The sequence below is a fragment of the Streptomyces sp. NBC_01244 genome, from assembly GCF_035987325.1.
In the GTDB taxonomy this organism is placed as follows: Bacteria; Actinomycetota; Actinomycetes; order Streptomycetales; family Streptomycetaceae; genus Streptomyces.
This window is the reverse complement of the sequence record NZ_CP108488.1, coordinates 8,068,929-8,087,525: the sequence shown is the minus strand read 5'-3', so window position 1 is coordinate 8,087,525 and position 18,597 is coordinate 8,068,929. Positions and strand designations below refer to the sequence as shown.

The window sequence follows — 18,597 nt, the reverse complement described above, 5'->3', positions numbered from 1 at the left end:
TTCGCTTCCTGGCTGTCGGGCACGTTCGGGGTCTGCCTGTACGGGTTCAGGTTCACGCGGTGAAGCCCGCCGTGGCCGGTGAGGCGTAGGCCTGGGCCACGTCCACCAGGAAGCGGGTCTCGCCTTCCAGGTCTCCCCCCTCGGCACAGGTCTGGAGGGCCGCGGGCAGCTCCAAGGCGTCCTCGTCGGCACGCTGTTGCGGGATCCCGGCCAGCTTCGCCTGCCGCGCCTCCTTCAGTACGCAGGCCAGCGCGGCCGCACTGGCCCGCTGTTCGGGTACTCCGCTGCCGGCCACGTGGCTGCGCGCGAGCTCCGGCACGCCCGGGGCGACGTACTCCCCCAGGATCAGGATGGCGTCGCGGGTCTCGATGACCTTGCGGTAGACGAGCAGGTTGCGCGGGACCGGCGGCCACAGCAGCTCCAGCACCCGGCCGGCGCGCGGCTTGTTGAGGGCGACGTGCGGGACGGCGTGGACCAGGTCGCGCCAGAGCGGCCACAGCCGCCAGGCGGTGGCGACGTCGGCGGCCGTGCGGCGGAAGGTGAACAGCGTCGGGACGAGGATCGCGGCGGCGCGGAGCAGTCCGTGCACGTTCATCAGCAGCGGGTTCGCGGGCATCGCCCAGGTGAAGCCGAACAGCGCCTTGAGCAGGTACACGAACCAGAACACCCCGGCTAGCGCGGTGCCCAGGGCGAACAGCAGCAGGCCCGCGGCGAGGCCCCGGCTCTCGGCGCGGCGGCTGTAGCGCCAGCAGACCAGTACGCAGACGGTGTTGGCGATCAGGTGGGCGGAGATCAGCACCAGCCAGTACGCGAGGGAGGGCACCGGGTCGCCGGCGGGCGGGATGGTGTGCGTGCCGTGGTCGGGCGCGGCCGCGTCCAGTACGACGAGGACGGTCAGCCACAGGACCGTGCCGGCCCCGGAGGCGATCTGGAGCCTGCGGCCACGGGTGGCGGCGGCCACGAAGTAGAGCACGGCGCCGGCCGAGAGGACGCCGATGAGGTTGCGCGCCAGCCCGATGGTGTGCGCGTAGCCCGGATCGCGGCCCATGGCGTAGGCGACGACGTCGGGGAGGTTCAGGGTCATCGCGGCCGCGGCGGTGGCGACGGCGAGCCACAGGCCCCGCTGGTGCGGGGCGCGCAGGGCGCCGGGCGCGCGGAGCAGGACGGCGATCCAGAGGCAGACGACGCCGGGGACGGCGAGCGCGTCGCCGAAGGCGATCAGGTCAGAGGCCACGGTGAACCGGCCCCCGTCCGTGCCGCTCGTAGCCCATCGCGGACTCCAGCCGTGCGAGGGTGTCCCGGCCCGCGGCCCCGTGGCCGGGGTGCGGGGCGCTGGTCCCCGTGCGGATGCGGATCATGCTGGCGAGCATCTCCGCCTCCCGCTCCTGGCGGGTGGTGTAGTTGGTGCGCCCGAGCACGGTGGGAACGGATCCGTCCGACCCGCCGGCGCCCGGGGAGCCCTCGTCGGGGACTTCCAGCGAATGGTGACCGAACAGGATGTGGCCGATCTCGTGGAGCACGATGTGCTCCCGGTGCAGCGGGGTGGTCTGCGCCTCGTAGAAGACGTAGTCCACGGCGGCGGTGCCGACCCACAGTCCGCACACTCCGGACTCCGCGGCCTCCTTGGGCAGCGGGTGGAGCCGGATGGGACGGCCCCGCTGCTCGGCTATCCGCTCGCACAGTCCTTCGAGCGAGAAGGGGTGTGTCAGTTCAAGACGGCCGAGAATCGCCTCACACCGTTTGCGCAGGCTGGGTTGAGGGTGGCGCATGTGTTCCCTCTTCGGACCCTTTCTCGGGCAACGGTGATAAGTATGTGTGGGCTGGGGCATGACGTCCTTAGCCTTCAAGGCGACCCCGGGAGTGCGGTCCCGAGGGGAAACAAGGAAGCCCGCTCGCCGAAAGACGAACGGGCGTTCCGTCATCCCTACAGATCATCCGAATGAGTTGGCAAGGTTTGTCCCCATGTCGGGTGCCTATTCAGCCAATCCGGCACGCACTGCCACGAGTGGCTAGCGCTTGCGGCCACCCCGCTCGTCGGGGCCGCTGAGCCCCGCCCGGCGCAGGGCGTCGGCCATCGCGCTGTTGGCGGGGGCCGGAGCGCCGCCGCCCTGACCGCCCTGACGCGGGCCGCCGCCGCCCTGACCGCCCTGGCGGCGGCCCTTGCCGCCGTCGCGGGAGCCGCCCTGGCCGCCCTGGCCGCGCTCGCCGCCGCCCTGACCGCCCTGGCTTCCCTGGCCGCCCGCCGGGCCGCGCTGCTGCGGGGGCCGGCCGCCGCCCCGCCGCTCGCCCCGCTCCTCGCGCTGCCTCGGGGCGCCACCGTCGGCGCCGCCTCGCTCCGCCTCGTCCTCCAGGCGCAGCGTCAGCGAGATGCGCTTGCGCGGGATGTCCACGTCCATGACCTTGACCCGGACGATGTCGCCCGGCTTCACCACGTCCCGCGGGTCCTTGACGAAGTTCTTCGACAGGGCCGAGACGTGCGCCAGCCCGTCCTGGTGGACGCCGATGTCGATGAAGGCGCCGAAGGCGGCCACATTGGTGACCACGCCTTCCAGGATCATCCCGGGGGCCAGGTCGCCGATCTTCTCGACTCCCTCCTTGAAGGTCGCCGTCTTGAACGCGGGCCGCGGGTCCCGGCCCGGCTTCTCCAGCTCGCGCAGGATGTCCGTGACCGTCGGCAGGCCGAAGGCCTCCGTGACGAACTGCTCCGGTCGCAGCGAGCGCAGCACACCGGTGTTGCCGATCAGGGCCGCCACCTCGCTGCCCGCCGTCTTGCCCATCGTACGGACCACCGGGTAGGCCTCGGGGTGCACGCTGGAGGAGTCCAGCGGGTCGTCCCCGCCGCGGATCCGCAGGAAGCCCGCGCACTGTTCGTACGCCTTCGGGCCCAGCCGGGCCACGTCCTTGAGCCCCTTGCGGTTGCGGAAGGGGCCGTTGGCATCGCGGTGCGCCACGATGTTCTCGGCGAGTCCGCCGCTGATGCCCGACACGCGCGAAAGCAGCGGCGCGGACGCGGTGTTGACGTCGACGCCGACGCCGTTCACACAGTCCTCGACCACGGCGTCGAGCGAACGCGAGAGCTTCACCTCGGACAGGTCGTGCTGGTACTGGCCGACGCCGATCGACTTCGGGTCGATCTTCACCAGTTCGGCGAGCGGGTCCTGCAGGCGCCGGGCGATGGAGACCGCGCCGCGCAAGGACACGTCCATGTCCGGGAGTTCCTGCGAGGCGAAGGCGGACGCCGAGTACACGGAGGCGCCGGCCTCCGAGACCATCACCTTGGTGAGCTTCAGCTCGGGGTGGCGGGTGATGAGGTCCGCGGCGAGCTTGTCGGTCTCCCGGGAGGCCGTGCCGTTGCCGATGGCCACGAGCTCGACCGCGTGCTCCTTGGCGAGGCGGGCCAGCTTGGCCAGCGCGTCGTCCCACTTGTTCGCGGGCACGTGCGGATAGATCACCTCGGTGGCGACCACCTTGCCGGTGGCGTCCACCACGGCCACCTTCACGCCGGTGCGGAAGCCCGGGTCCAGTCCGAGCGTGGCGCGGGTGCCGGCGGGTGCGGCGAGCAGCAGGTCGCGCAGGTTGAACGCGAAGACCCGTACCGCCTCGTCCTCGGCGGCCGCGCGCAGCCGGGAGCGCAGGTCGAGGCCGAGGTGCACCTGGATCTTCGTGCGCCAGGCCCAGCGGACGGTGTCGGCGAGCCACTTGTCGCCGGGGCGGCCGCGATCGTTGATGCCGAAGCGGCGGGCGACCATGCCCTCGTACGTGGAAGGCCCGGGCGTGTCGCTCGGCTCTTCGGGCTCCAGGGTGAGGTCGAGCACGTCCTCCTTCTCCCCGCGGAGCATGGCGAGCACGCGGTGCGAGGGGAGGGCGGTGAACGGCTCGGTGAAGTCGAAGTAGTCGGCGAACTTGGCGCCCGCCTCCTCCTTGCCCTCGCGGACCTTCGCGGCGAGCCGGCCGCGGCCCCACATGCGCTCGCGCAGTTCGCCGATGAGGTCGGCGTCCTCGCCGAACTTCTCGGTGAGGATGGAGCGGGCGCCCTCCAGGGCGGCGGCCGCGTCGGCCACGCCCTTGTCCGTGTCGACGAACGCGGCGGCCGCCACGGCCGGTTCCTGCGACGGATCGGCCAGCAGCCCCTCGGCGAGCGGCGCGAGGCCTGCCTCGCGGGCGATCTGTGCCTTGGTGCGGCGCTTGGTCTTGAAGGGGAGGTAGATGTCCTCCAGCCGTGCCTTGGTGTCGGCCGCGTTGATGCGGGCCTCCAGCTCGGCGTCGAGCTTGCCCTGCTCCCGGACGGAGTCGAGGATCGCCGCCCGCCGGTCCTCCAGCTCGCGCAGGTAGCGCAGGCGCTCCTCCAGGGTGCGCAGCTGGGCGTCGTCGAGCATCTCGGTCGCTTCCTTGCGGTAGCGCGCGATGAACGGCACGGTCGAGCCGCCGTCGAGCAGCTCGACGGCGGACTTGACCTGCCGCTCCCGTACGCCGAGCTCCTCGGCGATCCTGCCTTCGATGGACATCGTCACTGTGCGGTCCCGCCTGCCTTCGTACGTGTTCGTGCTGCTGGTCCGTGCTGCGTACTGCGTGCAGCCTGCTGCGTGCTGCGTGCTGCGTCGGAAGGCTGCCAATTGTGGCAGGTGGCGGCGGCGGACGTCGGGAGCCGGGCCCGGTCCGGGTCTCAGGCCTTGCCCATGAGGTCCCCCGGGAAGGCTCCGGCGACGAAGGCCTGGACGGTGAGACCGCCGCCGATCTCCGCGAGCCGGGCGACCGAGGCCGCGCCGAGGTGCTCGTACGGAGCCTCGTCGAGGCGGTCGGTTTCCGTCTCCAGCGCTTCGCGCAGCTCCGCGCCCTCGGGCGTGAGCTCGCCCCCGGCGTCGAGCAGGCCGCGCTCGCGCAGCCGGTCCGCGGCCGCGTCGAGGTCGGACTGGTCCCAGCCGCGGATGTACTTGAGGTACTTCGGGGTCATGCCGTGGCCGCTGGCCGTGTGGCTGACCAGGGCCTCAACCGGATCCAGGCCGAGGGTGAGCAGGGCGACGAGGTGCCCGTCGCCGCGGTGCTCGCGCAGCAGGGTGGTGGCGTGCCACAGCTTGAGGTGGGGCTCCTCGGGTATGGGGAGGTCCGCGTGGGCCGAGTAGAGCGTACGGGCGTGCCGGGTGCAGGCCTCGGTCGCGCGCATCGCCAGCCCGGCGGCCTCGGCGATCTCGGGGGAGGCGATGGTCTCCTCGCCGAGGAGCCGGCGCAGCGTGCTGTCCGCGGCCCGCAGCCGGGCGGCGAGGACCTGCTCGGGGGTGGCGGTGTCCCAGACGGCGGGCAGGTGCCGGGCGATGAGGTCGTGGCGGTAGTTGTAGAAGGTGGCCGTCACCGTGCCCGCGCCGACCGCGCCCATGGCGGCGGAGCGGGAGGCGAGGTTGACGGCGTTGCGGTCGGTGATCCCGAGGGCGGCGAATTCCTTGCCGAGGTCGGGCGAGAAGTAGACGGTGGAGTGCAGCGGGTTGATCGCCCCGTGCCAGCAGCTGCGGGCGGCGTGCTCCGGAAGAGTCATGCGGGCAGGCTAACGACTGCTTGGTAGGGAGAGAAGTGCGGTACGCGAGGCTCCGCTTCCGGGACGTTCGACATGCCCGGCCCCCGCTCCGGCAGGGCCTCGCCGGACCGGGGGCGGTCCGGCGCTACTTCACTTCGGCTCCGGTGGCGACGACCACTCCGTAGAGCTCGGTGACCGTGGCGAGGGCCGCCTGGTGGATCTGCCGCGCGGTCAGGGCTCCGGCCGGGCTTTCCAGCGCCCGCGTCGCCGAGGCATCGGCGACGACCGTCGGGGCGTAGCCGTGTAGGAAGGCGCCCTCGGTGGTGAAGAGGGTGCACATGTTGGTCATGAACCCGGCGATGATCAGGTTCTTGCGGCCGGTGGCCTCGATGATCTCGTGGAGATCGGTGCGGTGGAAGCCGTTCGGTACGGACTTGGTGACGACGGCCTCGCCGGCCAGGGGTGCGACCGAGGCATGGAGGGTGCCCGGCTCGGTGTCGACGCCGTATCCGCCGTCCCGGATGTGGACGACGGGGGCGCCGGCCTCGCGGGCCCGGGCGAGGAGCCGGGAGGCGGAGGCCAGCGCGGGCTCCCAGCCGTCGAGTTCCATGACGCCGCCGGTGTAGGTGTTCTGGTAGTCGACGAGGACCAGGACCGCGTCCTCGAAGGTCGCGGGGGTCTCGTCGAAGCCGTTGAGCTGACGCAGGGTGGTGGTAGCCATGGGGGTGCCGTTCTCACGAGGGTGGGGTTCGCGGCCGACTCGGGGGCCACGACCTCAACGCTAGGACGCTGCGAACGCGCGGGCAATGACGGCTGAACCGCAGATCAGGACATCGGTCCGCGCAGCCGGGAGCGGTGCGCGGGGTGTCGCTGCGTCCCGGATCGGGCGCGTTCCGCACGGGCGTCTTTCAGACGCGTGGCGATCGTGTGACAGGAGGCGCCGTAGCCATGACGTGGGGTCCCGGGCGTGAATACGGTCGAACGGAAGCCACTCCCCAACCCTTTGGAGTCAAAGGTGCACCGCAAAGTCATCGCCCCGAGCGTGCTCGCCGCCTCCCTTCTGCTGGTGATCCCGGCGTCGGCGGCGAGCTCCGTTCCGGGCGCACCGGGTATCGGCGATCCCTACTACCCGGCCAGCGGCAACGGCGGGTACGAGGTGTCCCATTACGACCTGCGCCTCCAGTACCAGCCGAAGACCGACCTGCTGGAGGGCACCGCCACCCTGCTCACCACCGCGAAGCAGGACCTGTCCCGCTTCAACCTGGACTTCGGTCTGGACGTCAGCGAGATCCGGGTCAACGGGGTCAAGGCGAAGTTCGCCAAGTCCGGCACCCAGGAGCTGGAGGTCACCCCGGCCACCCCGCTCCAGCGCGGCAAGCAGTCGAGCGTGGTCGTCAAGTACGCGGGCAAGCCCTCCGAGTTCAAGGTCGACGGCTTCACCGCCTGGCAGCGCACCCCGGACGGCGGCGTCGCCGCGCAGGAGCCCGACTCGGCGATCTGGTGGTTCCCGAGCAACGACCACCCGCTCGACAAGGCCACCTTCGACGTGTCGGTGAACGTGCCCGACGGCACCCAGGCCATCAGCAACGGCGTGCTGCAGTCGCAGAGTTCGCGGCTTGGCTGGACCCGGTACAACTGGCGCTCGAACAAGCCGCAGGCCACGTACCTCGCCACCCTGGCCATCGGCAAGTTCGACATCACCACCGACAAGACGGCGAGCGGGCTGCCGATCCTGAACGCCTACAGCCAGGACCTCGGCGACAACGCGGGCGCGGCGCGCGCCAGCGTGGAGCGGACCGGTGAGGTCGCGGAGTGGCTGGAGGGGGTGTTCGGTCCGTACCCGTTCAACGCGCTCGGCGGTTACGTGCCGAACGTGCCCACCGGGTTCGCGCTGGAGACGCAGACCCGGCCGTTCTACAGTCCCCGGCAGTTCGCGAACGGCGCGAACGTGTCCGTGGTCGTGCACGAGCTGGCCCACCAGTGGTACGGGGACAGCGTGTCGGTCGACGGCTGGAAGGACATCTGGGTCAACGAGGGCTTCGCCCGCTACAGCCAGTGGCTGTGGTCGGAGAAGCAGGGCGAGGGAACCGCTCAGGAGCTCGCGGACTGGGCGTACGGCCTGCGGCCGGCCGAGGACCCGTTCTGGCAGGTCAAGCCGGGTGACCCGGGTCCGGAGAACCAGTTCCACGGAGCCGTCTACGACCGCGGGGCGATCGCCCTCCAGGCTCTGCGCAACCAGATCGGCGACGAGAAGTTCTTCCGGATCCTGAAGGGCTGGCCGACCGAGCGCGCCTACGGCAACGCCAAGGTCGGCGACTTCGTCCGCTACGCGGAGAAGGTCTCGAACCAGCCGCTCGCGCAGCTCTTCGAGACCTGGCTCTACACCCCGGGCAAGCCGGACGCCTCCGCGCTGAACACGACGAAGAAGCTGCCGGCCGCGGCTCCGGGCAACCGCACCCTGCGCTCACCGGCCGCCAAGCCGGCTGCCGAGCCGAAGTCCTGGAAGAAGATCTCCGCGACGGACTCCGTGCACGACCACTGACCCGCCGCCCCGCGAAGCCGCGCGCCGTCGCCCCTCAGCGGGCGGCGGCGCGTACGCGCGCCCGGGCGGCGCGGGCGATCGGGAGGTAGCGCAGGCGCTCCGGCAAGAGGGGTACGAGGAGGCGTACGGCCGTGCTGAAGCGGCGCAGGCGGCGCTCCTGGGCCGGGGTCCATTCCAGACCGATGGCGGCGCGCGCCTCGGGCGGCATGTAGCCGGCGGTGACGAAGGCCCGGAAGTGCAGGAAGGCGGCCCGCAGGACGGGCCAGGTCAGGCGCAGCAGCAGACGGACCGGCAGCGGGCCGCCGGCGGGGCGGGGCAGGGGCGCGTCGGTGGCGAGGAGTTCGCGGGCGACCTTGGTGGGCTCGATCTCCTCGGCCAGCATCCGGTGGTAGTACGGCCAGTACTCCTCGATGCTCTGCGGCATGTCCCGGTCGCGCAGACCGAGGATGCGGCCGACCTGGAGCCACTCCTGGTAGAGCCGGCGCTCCTGGGCGGGGGTGAAGGGGCGCAGCAGGTAGCGGCCGGCGTACAGGTAGACCGGGAAGCCGGTGGCATGCACCCAGGCGTAGCAGGCCGGGTCGAGGGAGTGGTAGCGGCGCCCCCGGGTGTCGGTGCCCTGGATCTCCTTGTGCAGGCGGCGCACCCGGCGCCCCTCGGCCGCGGCGTCCGCCCCGCCGTACACCCACAGCTGGACGGAGCGCAGGGAGCGCTCGCCTCGGCCCCAGGGGTCGGTGCGGAAGACGGAGTGCTCGTCGACCCCGGCGCCGATGGCGGGGTGGGCGACCTGCAGGGTGAAGGCGGCGGGCAGCATGAGCAGCGCGCGGACGTCTCCGGCGATGGTCCAGAGCACTCCCCCGGGCGGCGGGGGCTCGGGGTCGCTTTGCTCCGTCGTGCCCATCCGTGTGCTCCCAGGGTGTCGAAACTGCCGTTCTCCCAGTATGCAGGGGGTCCGACGGCTTCCGCCGGACCCTGTGGACGGTGCATCCTGCGGCCATGAACCTGTCCCCCGAGGCCGTGCTGAAGTCCCTGGCGCCCTGGATGCTCGCCGGCACCGCCGTGACGCTGGCCCTGGTCTTCGCGGTGCTCTTCGCGCTGTTCGCGGTGCCGTACTTCCTCCTGCGGTTCCGGCGGCACCGGGAGAACGCCTCCGGCGCCTGCGACACGTCCGGCGGGGCCGGAGCAGGCGGTCTCGGCGGCTTCACCTGGACCTCCGCGCAGGACGACGACCGGCGGGCCGGCTGAGGGCGCGGGCCCGGAACCCCTAAGAAGTACGACTGCGTCCAGAAACCCGTGTCACAGGTGTTACCGCGAAGTAACCCTGGCTGCTTGGATGGCGGAGCCGATCTTCCCCCACAGGAACGAGGGAACCTCCATGCCCCAGATCCAGCCCCGCAGGGCCCGTGCCGCCGCCGCGGCCGTCGCCGCGATCGCCGTCGGATCGCTCGTGGCGACCACGGCTCCGGCCGCCACCGCGGCCGAGAGCGCCGCCGCACCGCGGCTCAGCGTCCTGTCGTACAACGCGTTCCTGATGAGCAAGAGCCTGTACCCCAACTGGGGCCAGGACCACCGGGCGGCCGAGATCCCCAAGGCCTCCTGGTACCAGGGCCACGACGTGGTCGTGCTCCAGGAGGCCTTCGACAACGGCGCCTCCGACGCGCTGAAGGCCAACTCGGCCGCGCAGTACCCGTACCAGACCCCCGTCGTGGGCCGCAGCAAGAGCGGCTGGGACGCCACGGGCGGCGCCTACTCCTCCACCACCCCGGAGGACGGCGGCGTCACGATCGTCAGCAAGTGGCCGATCGTGCGCAAGGAGCAGGTGGTCTACAAGGACGCCTGCGGCGCCGACTGGTGGTCCAACAAGGGCTTCGCCTACGTCGTGCTGAACGTGAACGGCACCAAGGTCCACGTGGTCGGCACCCACGCCCAGTCCACCGACCCGGGCTGCGGCGCGGGCGAGGCGGCGGAGATGCGCGCCCGCCAGTTCCGGAACATCGACGCGTTCCTGGACGGCAAGAACATCCCGGCGAGCGAGCAGGTCATCGTGGCGGGCGACTTGAACGTCGACTCGCGCACCCCGGAGCTCGCCACCATGCTGGCCAACGCCGACCTGGCGGCCTCCGACACCCGCACCGGGCACACGTACTCCTTCGACACCGCGCTGAACTCGATAGCGAGCTACCGCTACCCGACCGACCCGCGCGAGGACCTGGACTACGTGCTCTACCGCAAGGGCAACGCCCGCCCGGCGAACTGGGAGAACAACGTGGTCCTGGAGCAGTCGGCGCCCTGGACGGTCTCCAGCTGGGGTACCTCCTACACCTACGACAACCTCTCCGACCACTACCCGTTGATCGGCCGCTGATCCACTCCTGCGGAAGGGGGGTGCCCGCCGCGATCCGGCGGGCACCCCCCTTCGTCGTTCGACGGGCCGCGGGCCGCGGCCGTCAGCCGTTCGCCTTCGCCCGCTCCCACTCGCTCGCGTAGTCGTTGAAGATCGCCCGCAGGTGGTGGCCGATCTTCAGGTAGTCCAGGTCGTCGAGGTTGGCCAGCGAGACGCGCACCGACCACTGGGGGCCGTCGAAGCCGCCGCCGTTGAGGAGGACCACCGAGGTCTGCTCGGCGAGCCGGAACAGCGGGTCGACCGGTTCGTAGTTCTTCTCCAGGAAGTCCGCGAAGTCCTTGCCGTGGACCCGTTCCGCCTCGGCCAGCAGATCGAGCTCGATGTAGTACCCGGCCCGCTTGTCGTCCTCGGAGATCTTCATCTGGGCGCCCTCCAGCAGCAGGTCGAGCCTGCGGTGGACGATCTGCCGGATGCGCTCCTTGTACGCCTGGCCCTCGTCCAGCATGTCGAAGAGCGAGAAGAGCACCATCATCGTCTGCTGCGGCAGCGAGAGGCCGGCCGTGTGGTTGAGGGCCACCGAACGGGAGTCCGCGACGAGCCGGTCGATGAAGCGGATCTTCTCCGGCTCCAGGCTGAGGGTGCCGTACCGCTTGGCCAGGCGGTCCTTCTGGTCCTGGGGGAAGCCCGCGACCATGTCGTCGATGACGTTGTCGTCGTGCAGCCCGATGACGCCGAGTCGCCAGCCGGTGCAGCCGTAGTGCTTGGAGTACGAGTACACGAGCAGGGTGTTGCGGGGCAGGTCGGCGGCGATCGAGCGGAAGCCGGGGACGAAGGTGCCGTACACGTCGTCCGTGACGATCAGCAGGTTCGGGTTGGTGGTGGCGACGATGTCCTTGATCTGGTTCGCCACCCGGTCGCTCAGCGCGAGCGAGGGCGGGTTGGACGGGTTGACCAGGCAGACGAGCTTCACGGAGGGGTCGGCCAGCTTGGCGACCTCCTCCTCCGGGTAGCGCCACTGGCGCACGCCGGTCTCGGCGAACAGGCTCGCGGAGACGTTGACCACCTCGAACTCGAAGGTGTCGAGCTCGGGGATCTCGATGTACGGGGTGAACACCGGGGCCATCAGGGCGATCTTGTCGCCCTTCTTCAGGATCCCGTTCTTCATCAGGGAGTCGAAGATGTAGCACATGGCGGCGGTGCCGCCCTCGGTCGCGAACAGCGACAGGTTGTTGCCCTCCGGCGGCTTCTTGCCGAACATCTCGTCGGCGACGTAGCCGCGCACGATGTGCTCCGCGTGGGTCAGCATCCGGTCCGGGACCGGGTAGTTGTCGCCCGTGATGGAGTCGGTCAGCTCGTGCACGAAGGCGTCCTTGTCGAACGGCCAGCGCGTCAGGGCGTACTGGACGCAGGCGGACAGCATCTCCACGCCCGGCAGGTCGGGGTGGCGCCGGGCCCAGGACTCGAAACGCTCCCCGATGCCCTTCTTCTCCGGCATCCCGCCCAGGTTGTCGGCGGTCCACACCCGGCGGGACTCGTCCAGTGCGAAGTAGCCCAGTGCGTAGAAGGCCTCGCGCGGCCCGGTGGCGATCCAGTTCGGGTTGCCGCGGCCCGCGTTGAGCATCGCGCGGGCGGTGGTGTCCTTCTGGCCCGGCTTGTCGGCCTGGGCGGCCGTGGCGAGCTGGATGAACTTGTCCTTCAGCTCGAACGGGCTGAGCTGCGCGAAGGACTGGATCTCCTCGCGGCTGAAGGTGGTCTTCGGCACGGTGGCTTCCTTTGGCTCGAGGGGCTCTGGCGGTCGTTCAGTGGTTGAGGATGACGATGACGGCGCCCCAGATGGTCAGCAGCACGTTGCTGATCGCGTAGGGGATCGTGTAACCGAGCGTCGGCACCTGCGATTTGGACTGTTCGTTGACCGCGCCGATCGCCGCCGTGGTGGTCTGGCCGCCCGCGAGGACGCCCATCAGGATCGGGAAGCGGATCTTCTGGACGTGGTGGCCGACGAAGAAGCCGACCAGCAGCGGGATCAGCGTGGCGATGGCGCCGAAGAGCAGCAGCCCCCAGCCGGCGGTGGCCAGCCCGCTGGTGAAGCTGGGCCCGGCGTTGATGCCGACGACCGCGACGAACAGGCAGAGCCCGAGGGTGTCCATGAACCACTGGGCGCCGGGCGGGACATTGCCGTACGTCGGGTACTTGCCGCGGATCCAGCCGAAGACCAGGCCCATGATCAGCGCGCCGCCCGAGGTGGACAGCGAGATCGGGACCCCGCCCACGGTGAGCGCCGGGATGCCCAGGCAGCCGCCGAGGAAGATGCCGAGGCCCACCCAGATCATGTCGGTGGCGAAGCTGGTGGGCACCGGCTTGCCGATGGCCTTGCCGGCCGGGTCGACCAGCCGCTTCGGGCCGGACAGGATCAGGGTGTCGCCGCGTTCCAGCTGGGTGGCGAGCCGGTAGGGGAACTCCGTACCGGAGCGGAAGAGCTTGTCGATGTAGACCCCGACCATGAAGGGCTCGGCGCGCAGCTCGGCGATGGTCTTGCCCAGCTGCGCCTTCTCCGAGGCGACCACGTGCAGCGTCTCGGTCTGGTAGCCGAGCAGTTCGACGTCGTCGGTCTCGGGGCCGATGTGGGTGCGGGCGTCGAAGTCGACCAGGGATCCGCGCAGGGCGCTGACTGCGACGACATCACCCGCGAGCAGTGCGGTCTGCTGGGTGTGGTCGATGATCTTCCCGTCCCGGCGGACCCGGGTGAGGTAGATGCGGTGGCCCAGCGCCTTCTGCTGGTTCTCGAAGTCGTCGATGGTTCGGCCGACGAGATCGGGCCGCTGGATGGTGTAGGCCCGCAGGACGATCTCGTAGTAGCCCTCGTGCAGATCGGGGTTGTCGCTGGGAGCGTCCATCTCCTTGGCGATCTGGGCGCTCTCGGCCGCGAGGTTGCGCCGGTAGAGCCGGGGCAGCACGTTGGCCAGGAGCATCGCGCAGAGGATGGTGCCGAGCGGGTAGGTGACCGCGTAGCCGACGGCGACGAAGTCCTCCTGCTCCTTGATCTGGTCGGCCGAGAGGCCCGGCAGGTTCCCGATCGCGTCCTGGGCCACGCCGATGACGGCGGACTGGGTGAGCGCGCCGCCCAGCAGACCGGCGCTGAGCCCCGGCCCGTAGCCGAGCATGACGGCGAACCCCCAGGACACCAGCAGGCCCGTGACGCAGACGATGACCGCGTTGAGGACCTGCGGGAGGCCGTCCTTCTTCAGGCCGCGGAAGAACTGCGGCCCGACCTTGTAGCCGAGGGCGAAGAGGAACATCGTGAAGAAGAGGTTCTTCACGGTCCCGTCGATGGTGATCTTGAACTGGGCGCCGAAGACGAGTCCGACGATGAGACAGCCGGTGACGGCGCCCAGCCCGATGGCCTTCCAGCGCAGCTTGCCGACCAGGAAGCCGAGCGCCACGGTGACGAAGACCAGGAGCTCGGGGTGTGGCTGGAAGACGTTCCTGTTCAGGAAATCGATCATGTGGGCGCCGTCCGGGTGGGGTTGGGTGCGTGGGGAGGGGTCGTCAGGCGCCGAGGATGCCGACGAGGATCGGCCCTGTGAGTGGGAGCAGGAAGTTGGACAGCGCGTAGGTGATCGTGTAGCCGAGCATCGGCACCGAGCTCTGGGCCACTTGCGTGACCGAGGTGATGGCCGGTGTGGAGCACTGCTGGCCGGCGATGGCGCCGATCAGCAACGGCTTCTCGATCTTCAGGAGCTTGCGTCCGACGACCAGCGAGATCGTGGCCGGTACGAGGACCATGGCGATCCCGGCGAAGGGCAGCAGGGCCCCGTACTCCTTGAGCAGCGGCCAGGCCTGCGGGCCCGAGGTCAGCCCGGTGCAGGCGATGAAGACCGCGAGCCCCATGTCCTTGATGGTGGTGGCGGCTTGCGGCGGGAAGGCGCCGAAGGTCTGCCGGCGGGAGCGGAACCAGCCGAAGAGCAGACCCGAGATCAGGCAGCCGCCGCCGGTGCCGAGCGAGAGCGGGACCCCGCCGAGGCGGACCACGAGCTGGCCGATGAGCGAGCCGAGCGCGATGCCGAGACCGAGGTAGATGAAGTCGGTGGAGTCGTTCTTGGCCACCGTGCCGATCTTCTCGACGATCCGGTTCAGGCCCGAGCGGGCGCCCACGAGGGTGACGACGTCACCGCGCTCGACGACGGTGTCCGGGTTGGCGGGCAGGTGCTGCTCGCCGCGCAGCACGTCGGTCACGTACACGCCGCTGCGCCCGAACTCCGCGTGGGTGGCGCGGATCTCGTCCAGCGATTTGCCGGCGACCGACTTGTCGGTCATGGCGACCTGCCGGGTGGCCAGCGGGGTGTCCACCCCCGGGATGCCAGGGGTCTCCGGGCCGATGGCCCGGCCCGCCGCGATGGCCTCGGAGCGCCGGCCGACGACGAGGACGAGGTCGGAGAGGACGAGTTCGAGGTCCGGGGCGGGCGTGAGGTCCTTGGAGCCGCGCCGGACGGCCTCCACGGTGACCCCGCCGCCGAAGGCCGCTTCCAGGTTCCCGACGGTGCGGCCGTCGGCGAGGGTGACCAGGTGCGTACGCCCGACCAGGCCGGGCATGGATTCGCGCTCGTCGCTCTCCAGGCCGCCGGAGCCGCCACCGCGCATCTTCTCCCACAGCTCTCGCGAGGCGTCCGCCAGGTTGACCCGGAGGAGCATCGGCATGATCTGGCTGGTGTAGATGACGATGGTGACCAGGCCGAAGAGGTAGCAGACCGTGTACGCGGTGGCCACGTGGCCCTGGTACGTGGAGATCTGCTCCGCGGTCAGGTCGGGCAGTTTGCCGATCGCCTCGGTGGCGGTGCCGACCACGGCCGATTCGGTGGCGGCTCCGGCGAGGATGCCGGAGGCGGTGCCGACGTCGAGGTCGAAGGCCTTGGCCAACAGGTAGGCCAGGCCGAGCACGCTGACGAGCTCGATGAAGCAGAGCGCGAAGAAGCGCAGGCTCTTGCGGTTGAGGTTGGCGAAGAACTGCGGTCCGGCCATGTAGCCGAGGGCGAAGATGAAGAGCGCGAAGAAGATCGTCTTCACATCGGCGTCGATCTCGATCTTGGCCCAGGCGCCGAGCAGCAGTGACACGATCAGCGTGCCGCAGATGCCGCCGAGGGTGATCGGGCCGACGCGCACCTTGCCGAGGAGGTAGCCGGCCGCGAGGCAGAGGAACAGGGCGAGTTCGGGGTGGTCTTGCAGCACACCCATGGGCGATCAGCCGCCCTTGCCGGGCGGCGTGGCGAATTCAGGGCATATGCACATTCCCTCACCCTTGCCCGGTGAGTGATCATCCGCTCACCGGGCAGGGCCGTTCGTGTGACGGACTTTCCTACGAAGCTTCGGGCTGCTCGGAAGGCGGCGCGGAACGCGGCCCGGGCCGTGGTCCGGAACGCGGCCCGGAGTGCGGCCCGGAACGCGGCTCCGCGTACAGCCCGTCGATCAGCTCCGCGTACTTCTCCCGGATCACCCGGCGGCGCAGTTTCAGGGACGGGGTCAGCTCCCCCGACTCCGGACCCCACTCCTCGGTCAGCAGCCGGTAGCGCTTGATCTGCTCGGTGCGGTTGAGCCGGGCGTTCGCGGCTTCGACCGCCCGGGCGATCTCCTCCCGTACGGCCGGGTGCGCGGCGAGTTCCGCGGGCGTCGCGGCCTCGATGCCGCGGGCCTGCGCCCAGGCCGGGGCGAGTTCGGGGTCCAGGACGAGGAGGGCGACGAGGTAGGAGTGGCCGTCTCCGTGCACCAGCGCCTGCCCGATCAGCGGGTGTTCCTTGACGGTGTTCTCCACCAGGGCGGGCGAGACGTTCTTCCCGTTCGAGGTGATGATCAGTTCCTTCTTGCGGTCGGTCAGCCAGAGGAACCCCGCCTCGTCGAGCCGCCCGACGTCCCCCGTCGGGAACCAGCCCGCCTCGTCGGAGGCGCTCTCCACCGATCCGTCCGGGAGGAGGTACCCGCCGAAGACCGTCTCCCCGCGCGTGAAGATCTCCCCGTCCTCGGCGATCCGCAGCTCCAGCCCCGCGATCGGGCGGCCCACCGAGCCCAGCCGGAAGGCGTCGGGGCTGTTGACCGTGCACACGCCGGAGGTCTCGGTCAGCCCCCACGCGTCCATGATCGTGATCCCCCAGCCCGCCCAGAAGCGGACCACGTCGATCGGCATCGGCGCCGTGGCACTGGCCGTCCAGACGAGGCGGTCCAGCCCGGCCAGTGTCAGCAGCGGGTCCAGCACCCGCTCCTTGGCCCGGGCGTACGAGGCTTCGAGCCCGGCCGGGACCTCCTCACCGCGTTCCCGGTGCCCCGCCCGCTCCCGCGCCAGGTCGTTGGCGGCTTCGATGGCCCGGCGCTGCTCCTCGGGCAGCCGCCCGAGCACCGCCCGTACGGAGGCGGCCAGCTTCTCCCACACCCGGGGCACCCCGAAGAACTGCACCGGGTGCAGCTCGCGCACCGCGACCGACACGGCCGCGGGGTCCGCGCACAGCCGGACGTGGGCGGCCCGCAGGAGCGGGAGGTAGATGCCGAGGATCCGCTCGGCGATGTGCGCGAAGGGCAGGTAGCAGAGGTGCTCGGCGTGCTCGGGCAGTTCGACGTGCCGGTCGAGGCGGACGGACTGGAGCACGATGTTGCGGTGGGTCAGGCGCACCCCCTTGGGATCGCCGGTGGTGCCCGAGGTGTAGACGACGGTCAGCGGGTCCTCGGAGCGGGACTCCCGCCAGGCCTTCTCGAAGACCTCGGAGCGGTGCAGGTGGACTCCGCCGGCGTACACCGACGCGTACGTCGAGTGCGGGCCCGCTTCGGAGGCCTCGGCGACGACGAGCCGTTCCAGCGGGGTCGCGGGGTCGGCCAGCAGCGGCTCCCACCGGGCCAGCTCCCGGGCCCCCTCGACCACGGCGAGCCGGGCCCGGCTGTGGCGGGCTATGTGGGCGATCTGCTCGGGCGCGGAGGTCCCGTACACGGTGACGGGGACGGCGCCGAGGTGGACCAGGGCGAGGTCGCTGAGCCAGTGCTCGGGCCGGTTGCCCATCATCAGCAGGACGTGCTCGCCGCGTTCGACGCCCAGGGAGGCGTAGCCGGCGGCGAGGACGGCCACCTTGCGGCGGACGTCCGACCAGCTGAGGGTGGTCCAGGCCGTGCCGTCGGGGCCTTCGCGCCACGAGAGGGCGGGCAGTGCGCCGTACTCGGCGGCGTTGCGCGCCAGCAGGGCGGGCAGGGTGAGCTCGTCGGGGGGTGCGGGCAGTCGCAGTTCCGTGGGCATGGGCAGCTCCTCGCCGTTTCACATCATTGGTGCGACAGCAATACTGTTGAACACGAACCGTGTCGACGCGCTGATCAGAGAGCAAGGCGGAGAGCCCATGACCACCCAGGCACCGGAGCCGGCGTCGCTGACCGTCGACGAGCTGGCGGCCAGGGCGGGTGTGACCGTCCGCACCGTACGGTTCTACAGCACCCGCGGGCTTTTGCCCCCTCCCGTGATCGGACCCCGTCGGGTGGGCCGCTACGGCCCGGAGCACCTGTCCCGCCTCGCGCTCATCGAGGAGTTGCAGCACCAGGGCATGACCCTCTCCGCCATCGAGCGCTACCTCGACGCCCTGCCCGACGACCTGAGCGCGCACGATCTGGCCATCCACCGCGCGCTGGTGGCGACCTGGGCACCGGACGCCGCGCTGGACTCCTCGCGCGCGGAGCTGGAGAAGCGGGCCGGGCGGTCCCTGACGGAGACCGACATCCGGCGGCTGACGGCCATGAACGTGCTGTCGCCGACCCCGGATGGCTTCCGGGTGGACATGGGGCTGCTGCGGCTCGGGGTCGCGCTGCTCGACGTCCCGATCGCCCACGAGACGATCCTGGCCGCGCGCGAGGTGCTGCTCGGGCACGCCCGGACGGCGGCGCACCAGCTGACCGCGTTGTTCCGCGACGAGGTGTGGGGGCCGTTCACGGAGGGCGAGAGCGATCCGGAGCGGGTGGAGTCGATGAAGGCGCTGTCCGCGCACATGCAGCCGATGGTGGTGCAGGCCCTGGTGACCGCTTTCCAGCGCTCGCTGAAGGAGGAATTGCGGGCCGCCTTCGTGTCCGGCGAGACACCCTGCGGGCCATAGCCGCAGTCCAGAGCCCTGCTTTGGCGGGGCGGGCCCGTTCTCAGTACGCTGAAAGGGAATCTTGGCGCCCGCCGAATCCTGCTTCGAGCGGGTCGGCCCCTAC

Annotated in this window: 14 protein-coding genes; 4 read left to right on the top strand and 10 right to left on the bottom strand. The window is 70.8% G+C overall.

All coding sequences use genetic code 11. From position 1 onward, the window contains the following. Positions 1-52: 52 nt before the first annotated feature. From OG247_RS35965 to OG247_RS35945, 5 genes are all read right to left on the bottom strand, one after another. Positions 53-1,234, bottom strand: a complete 1,182-nt coding sequence (locus tag OG247_RS35965) for an MAB_1171c family putative transporter (RefSeq protein WP_327256148.1) — start codon at positions 1,232-1,234, stop codon at positions 53-55. Beyond that, positions 1,224-1,769, bottom strand: coding sequence for a hypothetical protein (locus OG247_RS35960; RefSeq protein ID WP_327256147.1), 546 nt, complete (start codon positions 1,767-1,769; stop codon positions 1,224-1,226). Before OG247_RS35960 ends, OG247_RS35965 begins: the two co-directional genes overlap by 11 nt. Positions 1,770-2,009: 240 nt before the next feature. Continuing rightward, entirely contained in the window at positions 2,010-4,511 is a 2,502-nt protein-coding gene (locus OG247_RS35955) for a Tex family protein (protein ID WP_327256146.1), read from the bottom strand. Between the two features lie 152 nt (positions 4,512-4,663). After that, positions 4,664-5,527: an SCO6745 family protein gene (locus OG247_RS35950; RefSeq protein ID WP_327256145.1), complete on the bottom strand. Its 864-nt coding sequence runs from the start codon at positions 5,525-5,527 to the stop codon at positions 4,664-4,666. Positions 5,528-5,651: 124 nt separating this feature from the next. Beyond that, positions 5,652-6,227, bottom strand: a complete 576-nt coding sequence (locus tag OG247_RS35945) for a cysteine hydrolase family protein (RefSeq protein WP_327256144.1) — start codon at positions 6,225-6,227, stop codon at positions 5,652-5,654. Between the two features lie 294 nt (positions 6,228-6,521). Between OG247_RS35945 and OG247_RS35940 the strand changes: the two genes are divergently transcribed. After that, on the top strand, positions 6,522-8,048 hold the full coding sequence (locus tag OG247_RS35940; protein ID WP_327256143.1) for a M1 family metallopeptidase: 1,527 nt from the start codon (positions 6,522-6,524) through the stop codon (positions 8,046-8,048). A 34-nt stretch (positions 8,049-8,082) separates the two neighbouring features. On the opposite strand, the gene OG247_RS35935 is transcribed toward OG247_RS35940, so the two are convergent. Continuing rightward, complete coding sequence (locus OG247_RS35935; RefSeq protein ID WP_327256142.1) at positions 8,083-8,946, bottom strand: oxygenase MpaB family protein; 864 nt, start codon at positions 8,944-8,946, stop codon at positions 8,083-8,085. A gap of 95 nt (positions 8,947-9,041) precedes the next feature. Between OG247_RS35935 and OG247_RS35930 the strand changes: the two genes are divergently transcribed. Both OG247_RS35930 and sph read left to right on the top strand, forming a co-directional pair. Further along, positions 9,042-9,290 carry a hypothetical protein gene (locus tag OG247_RS35930; protein WP_327256141.1) on the top strand — a complete coding sequence of 83 codons (249 nt, stop codon included), beginning with the start codon at positions 9,042-9,044 and terminating at the stop codon, positions 9,288-9,290. Positions 9,291-9,420: 130 nt separating this feature from the next. Beyond that, the gene (gene sph / locus OG247_RS35925; RefSeq protein WP_327256140.1) at positions 9,421-10,410 is read left to right on the top strand and encodes a sphingomyelin phosphodiesterase; all 990 of its coding nucleotides are present in this window, start codon (positions 9,421-9,423) and stop codon (positions 10,408-10,410) included. A gap of 82 nt (positions 10,411-10,492) precedes the next feature. Here sph and OG247_RS35920 read toward each other — a convergent pair whose 3' ends face one another. The 4 genes from OG247_RS35920 to OG247_RS35905 form a co-directional block, all read right to left on the bottom strand. Further along, the gene (locus OG247_RS35920) at positions 10,493-12,151 is read right to left on the bottom strand and encodes a bifunctional aspartate transaminase/aspartate 4-decarboxylase (protein WP_327256139.1); all 1,659 of its coding nucleotides are present in this window, start codon (positions 12,149-12,151) and stop codon (positions 10,493-10,495) included. A 37-nt stretch (positions 12,152-12,188) separates the two neighbouring features. Next, positions 12,189-13,892 (bottom strand): aspartate-alanine antiporter, encoded by a 1,704-nt coding sequence (gene aspT / locus OG247_RS35915; RefSeq protein ID WP_327256138.1) that lies wholly within the window; start codon positions 13,890-13,892, stop codon positions 12,189-12,191. 43 nt (positions 13,893-13,935) lie between these two features. Continuing rightward, complete coding sequence (gene aspT / locus OG247_RS35910) at positions 13,936-15,618, bottom strand: aspartate-alanine antiporter (RefSeq protein ID WP_327256137.1); 1,683 nt, start codon at positions 15,616-15,618, stop codon at positions 13,936-13,938. A gap of 121 nt (positions 15,619-15,739) precedes the next feature. Then, positions 15,740-17,653, bottom strand: coding sequence for an AMP-dependent synthetase/ligase (locus OG247_RS35905; RefSeq protein WP_327256136.1), 1,914 nt, complete (start codon positions 17,651-17,653; stop codon positions 15,740-15,742). A gap of 97 nt (positions 17,654-17,750) precedes the next feature. Between OG247_RS35905 and OG247_RS35900 the strand changes: the two genes are divergently transcribed. Then, on the top strand, positions 17,751-18,494 hold the full coding sequence (locus OG247_RS35900; protein WP_327256135.1) for a MerR family transcriptional regulator: 744 nt from the start codon (positions 17,751-17,753) through the stop codon (positions 18,492-18,494). The last annotated feature ends 103 nt before the right edge of the window (positions 18,495-18,597 follow it).

Coding starts and splice junctions, on each gene's coding strand:
- OG247_RS35930 (WP_327256141.1), top strand. CDS start 9,042: ATGAACCTGTCCCCCGAGGCCGTGCTGAAGTCCCTGGCGCCCTGGATG.
- OG247_RS35935 (WP_327256142.1), bottom strand. CDS start 8,946: ATGGGCACGACGGAGCAAAGCGACCCCGAGCCCCCGCCGCCCGGGGGA.
- OG247_RS35945 (WP_327256144.1), bottom strand. CDS start 6,227: ATGGCTACCACCACCCTGCGTCAGCTCAACGGCTTCGACGAGACCCCC.
- OG247_RS35905 (WP_327256136.1), bottom strand. CDS start 17,653: ATGCCCACGGAACTGCGACTGCCCGCACCCCCCGACGAGCTCACCCTG.
- OG247_RS35950 (WP_327256145.1), bottom strand. CDS start 5,527: ATGACTCTTCCGGAGCACGCCGCCCGCAGCTGCTGGCACGGGGCGATC.
- sph (WP_327256140.1), top strand. CDS start 9,421: ATGCCCCAGATCCAGCCCCGCAGGGCCCGTGCCGCCGCCGCGGCCGTC.
- OG247_RS35900 (WP_327256135.1), top strand. CDS start 17,751: ATGACCACCCAGGCACCGGAGCCGGCGTCGCTGACCGTCGACGAGCTG.
- OG247_RS35960 (WP_327256147.1), bottom strand. CDS start 1,769: ATGCGCCACCCTCAACCCAGCCTGCGCAAACGGTGTGAGGCGATTCTC.
- aspT (WP_327256137.1), bottom strand. CDS start 15,618: ATGGGTGTGCTGCAAGACCACCCCGAACTCGCCCTGTTCCTCTGCCTC.
- aspT (WP_327256138.1), bottom strand. CDS start 13,892: ATGATCGATTTCCTGAACAGGAACGTCTTCCAGCCACACCCCGAGCTC.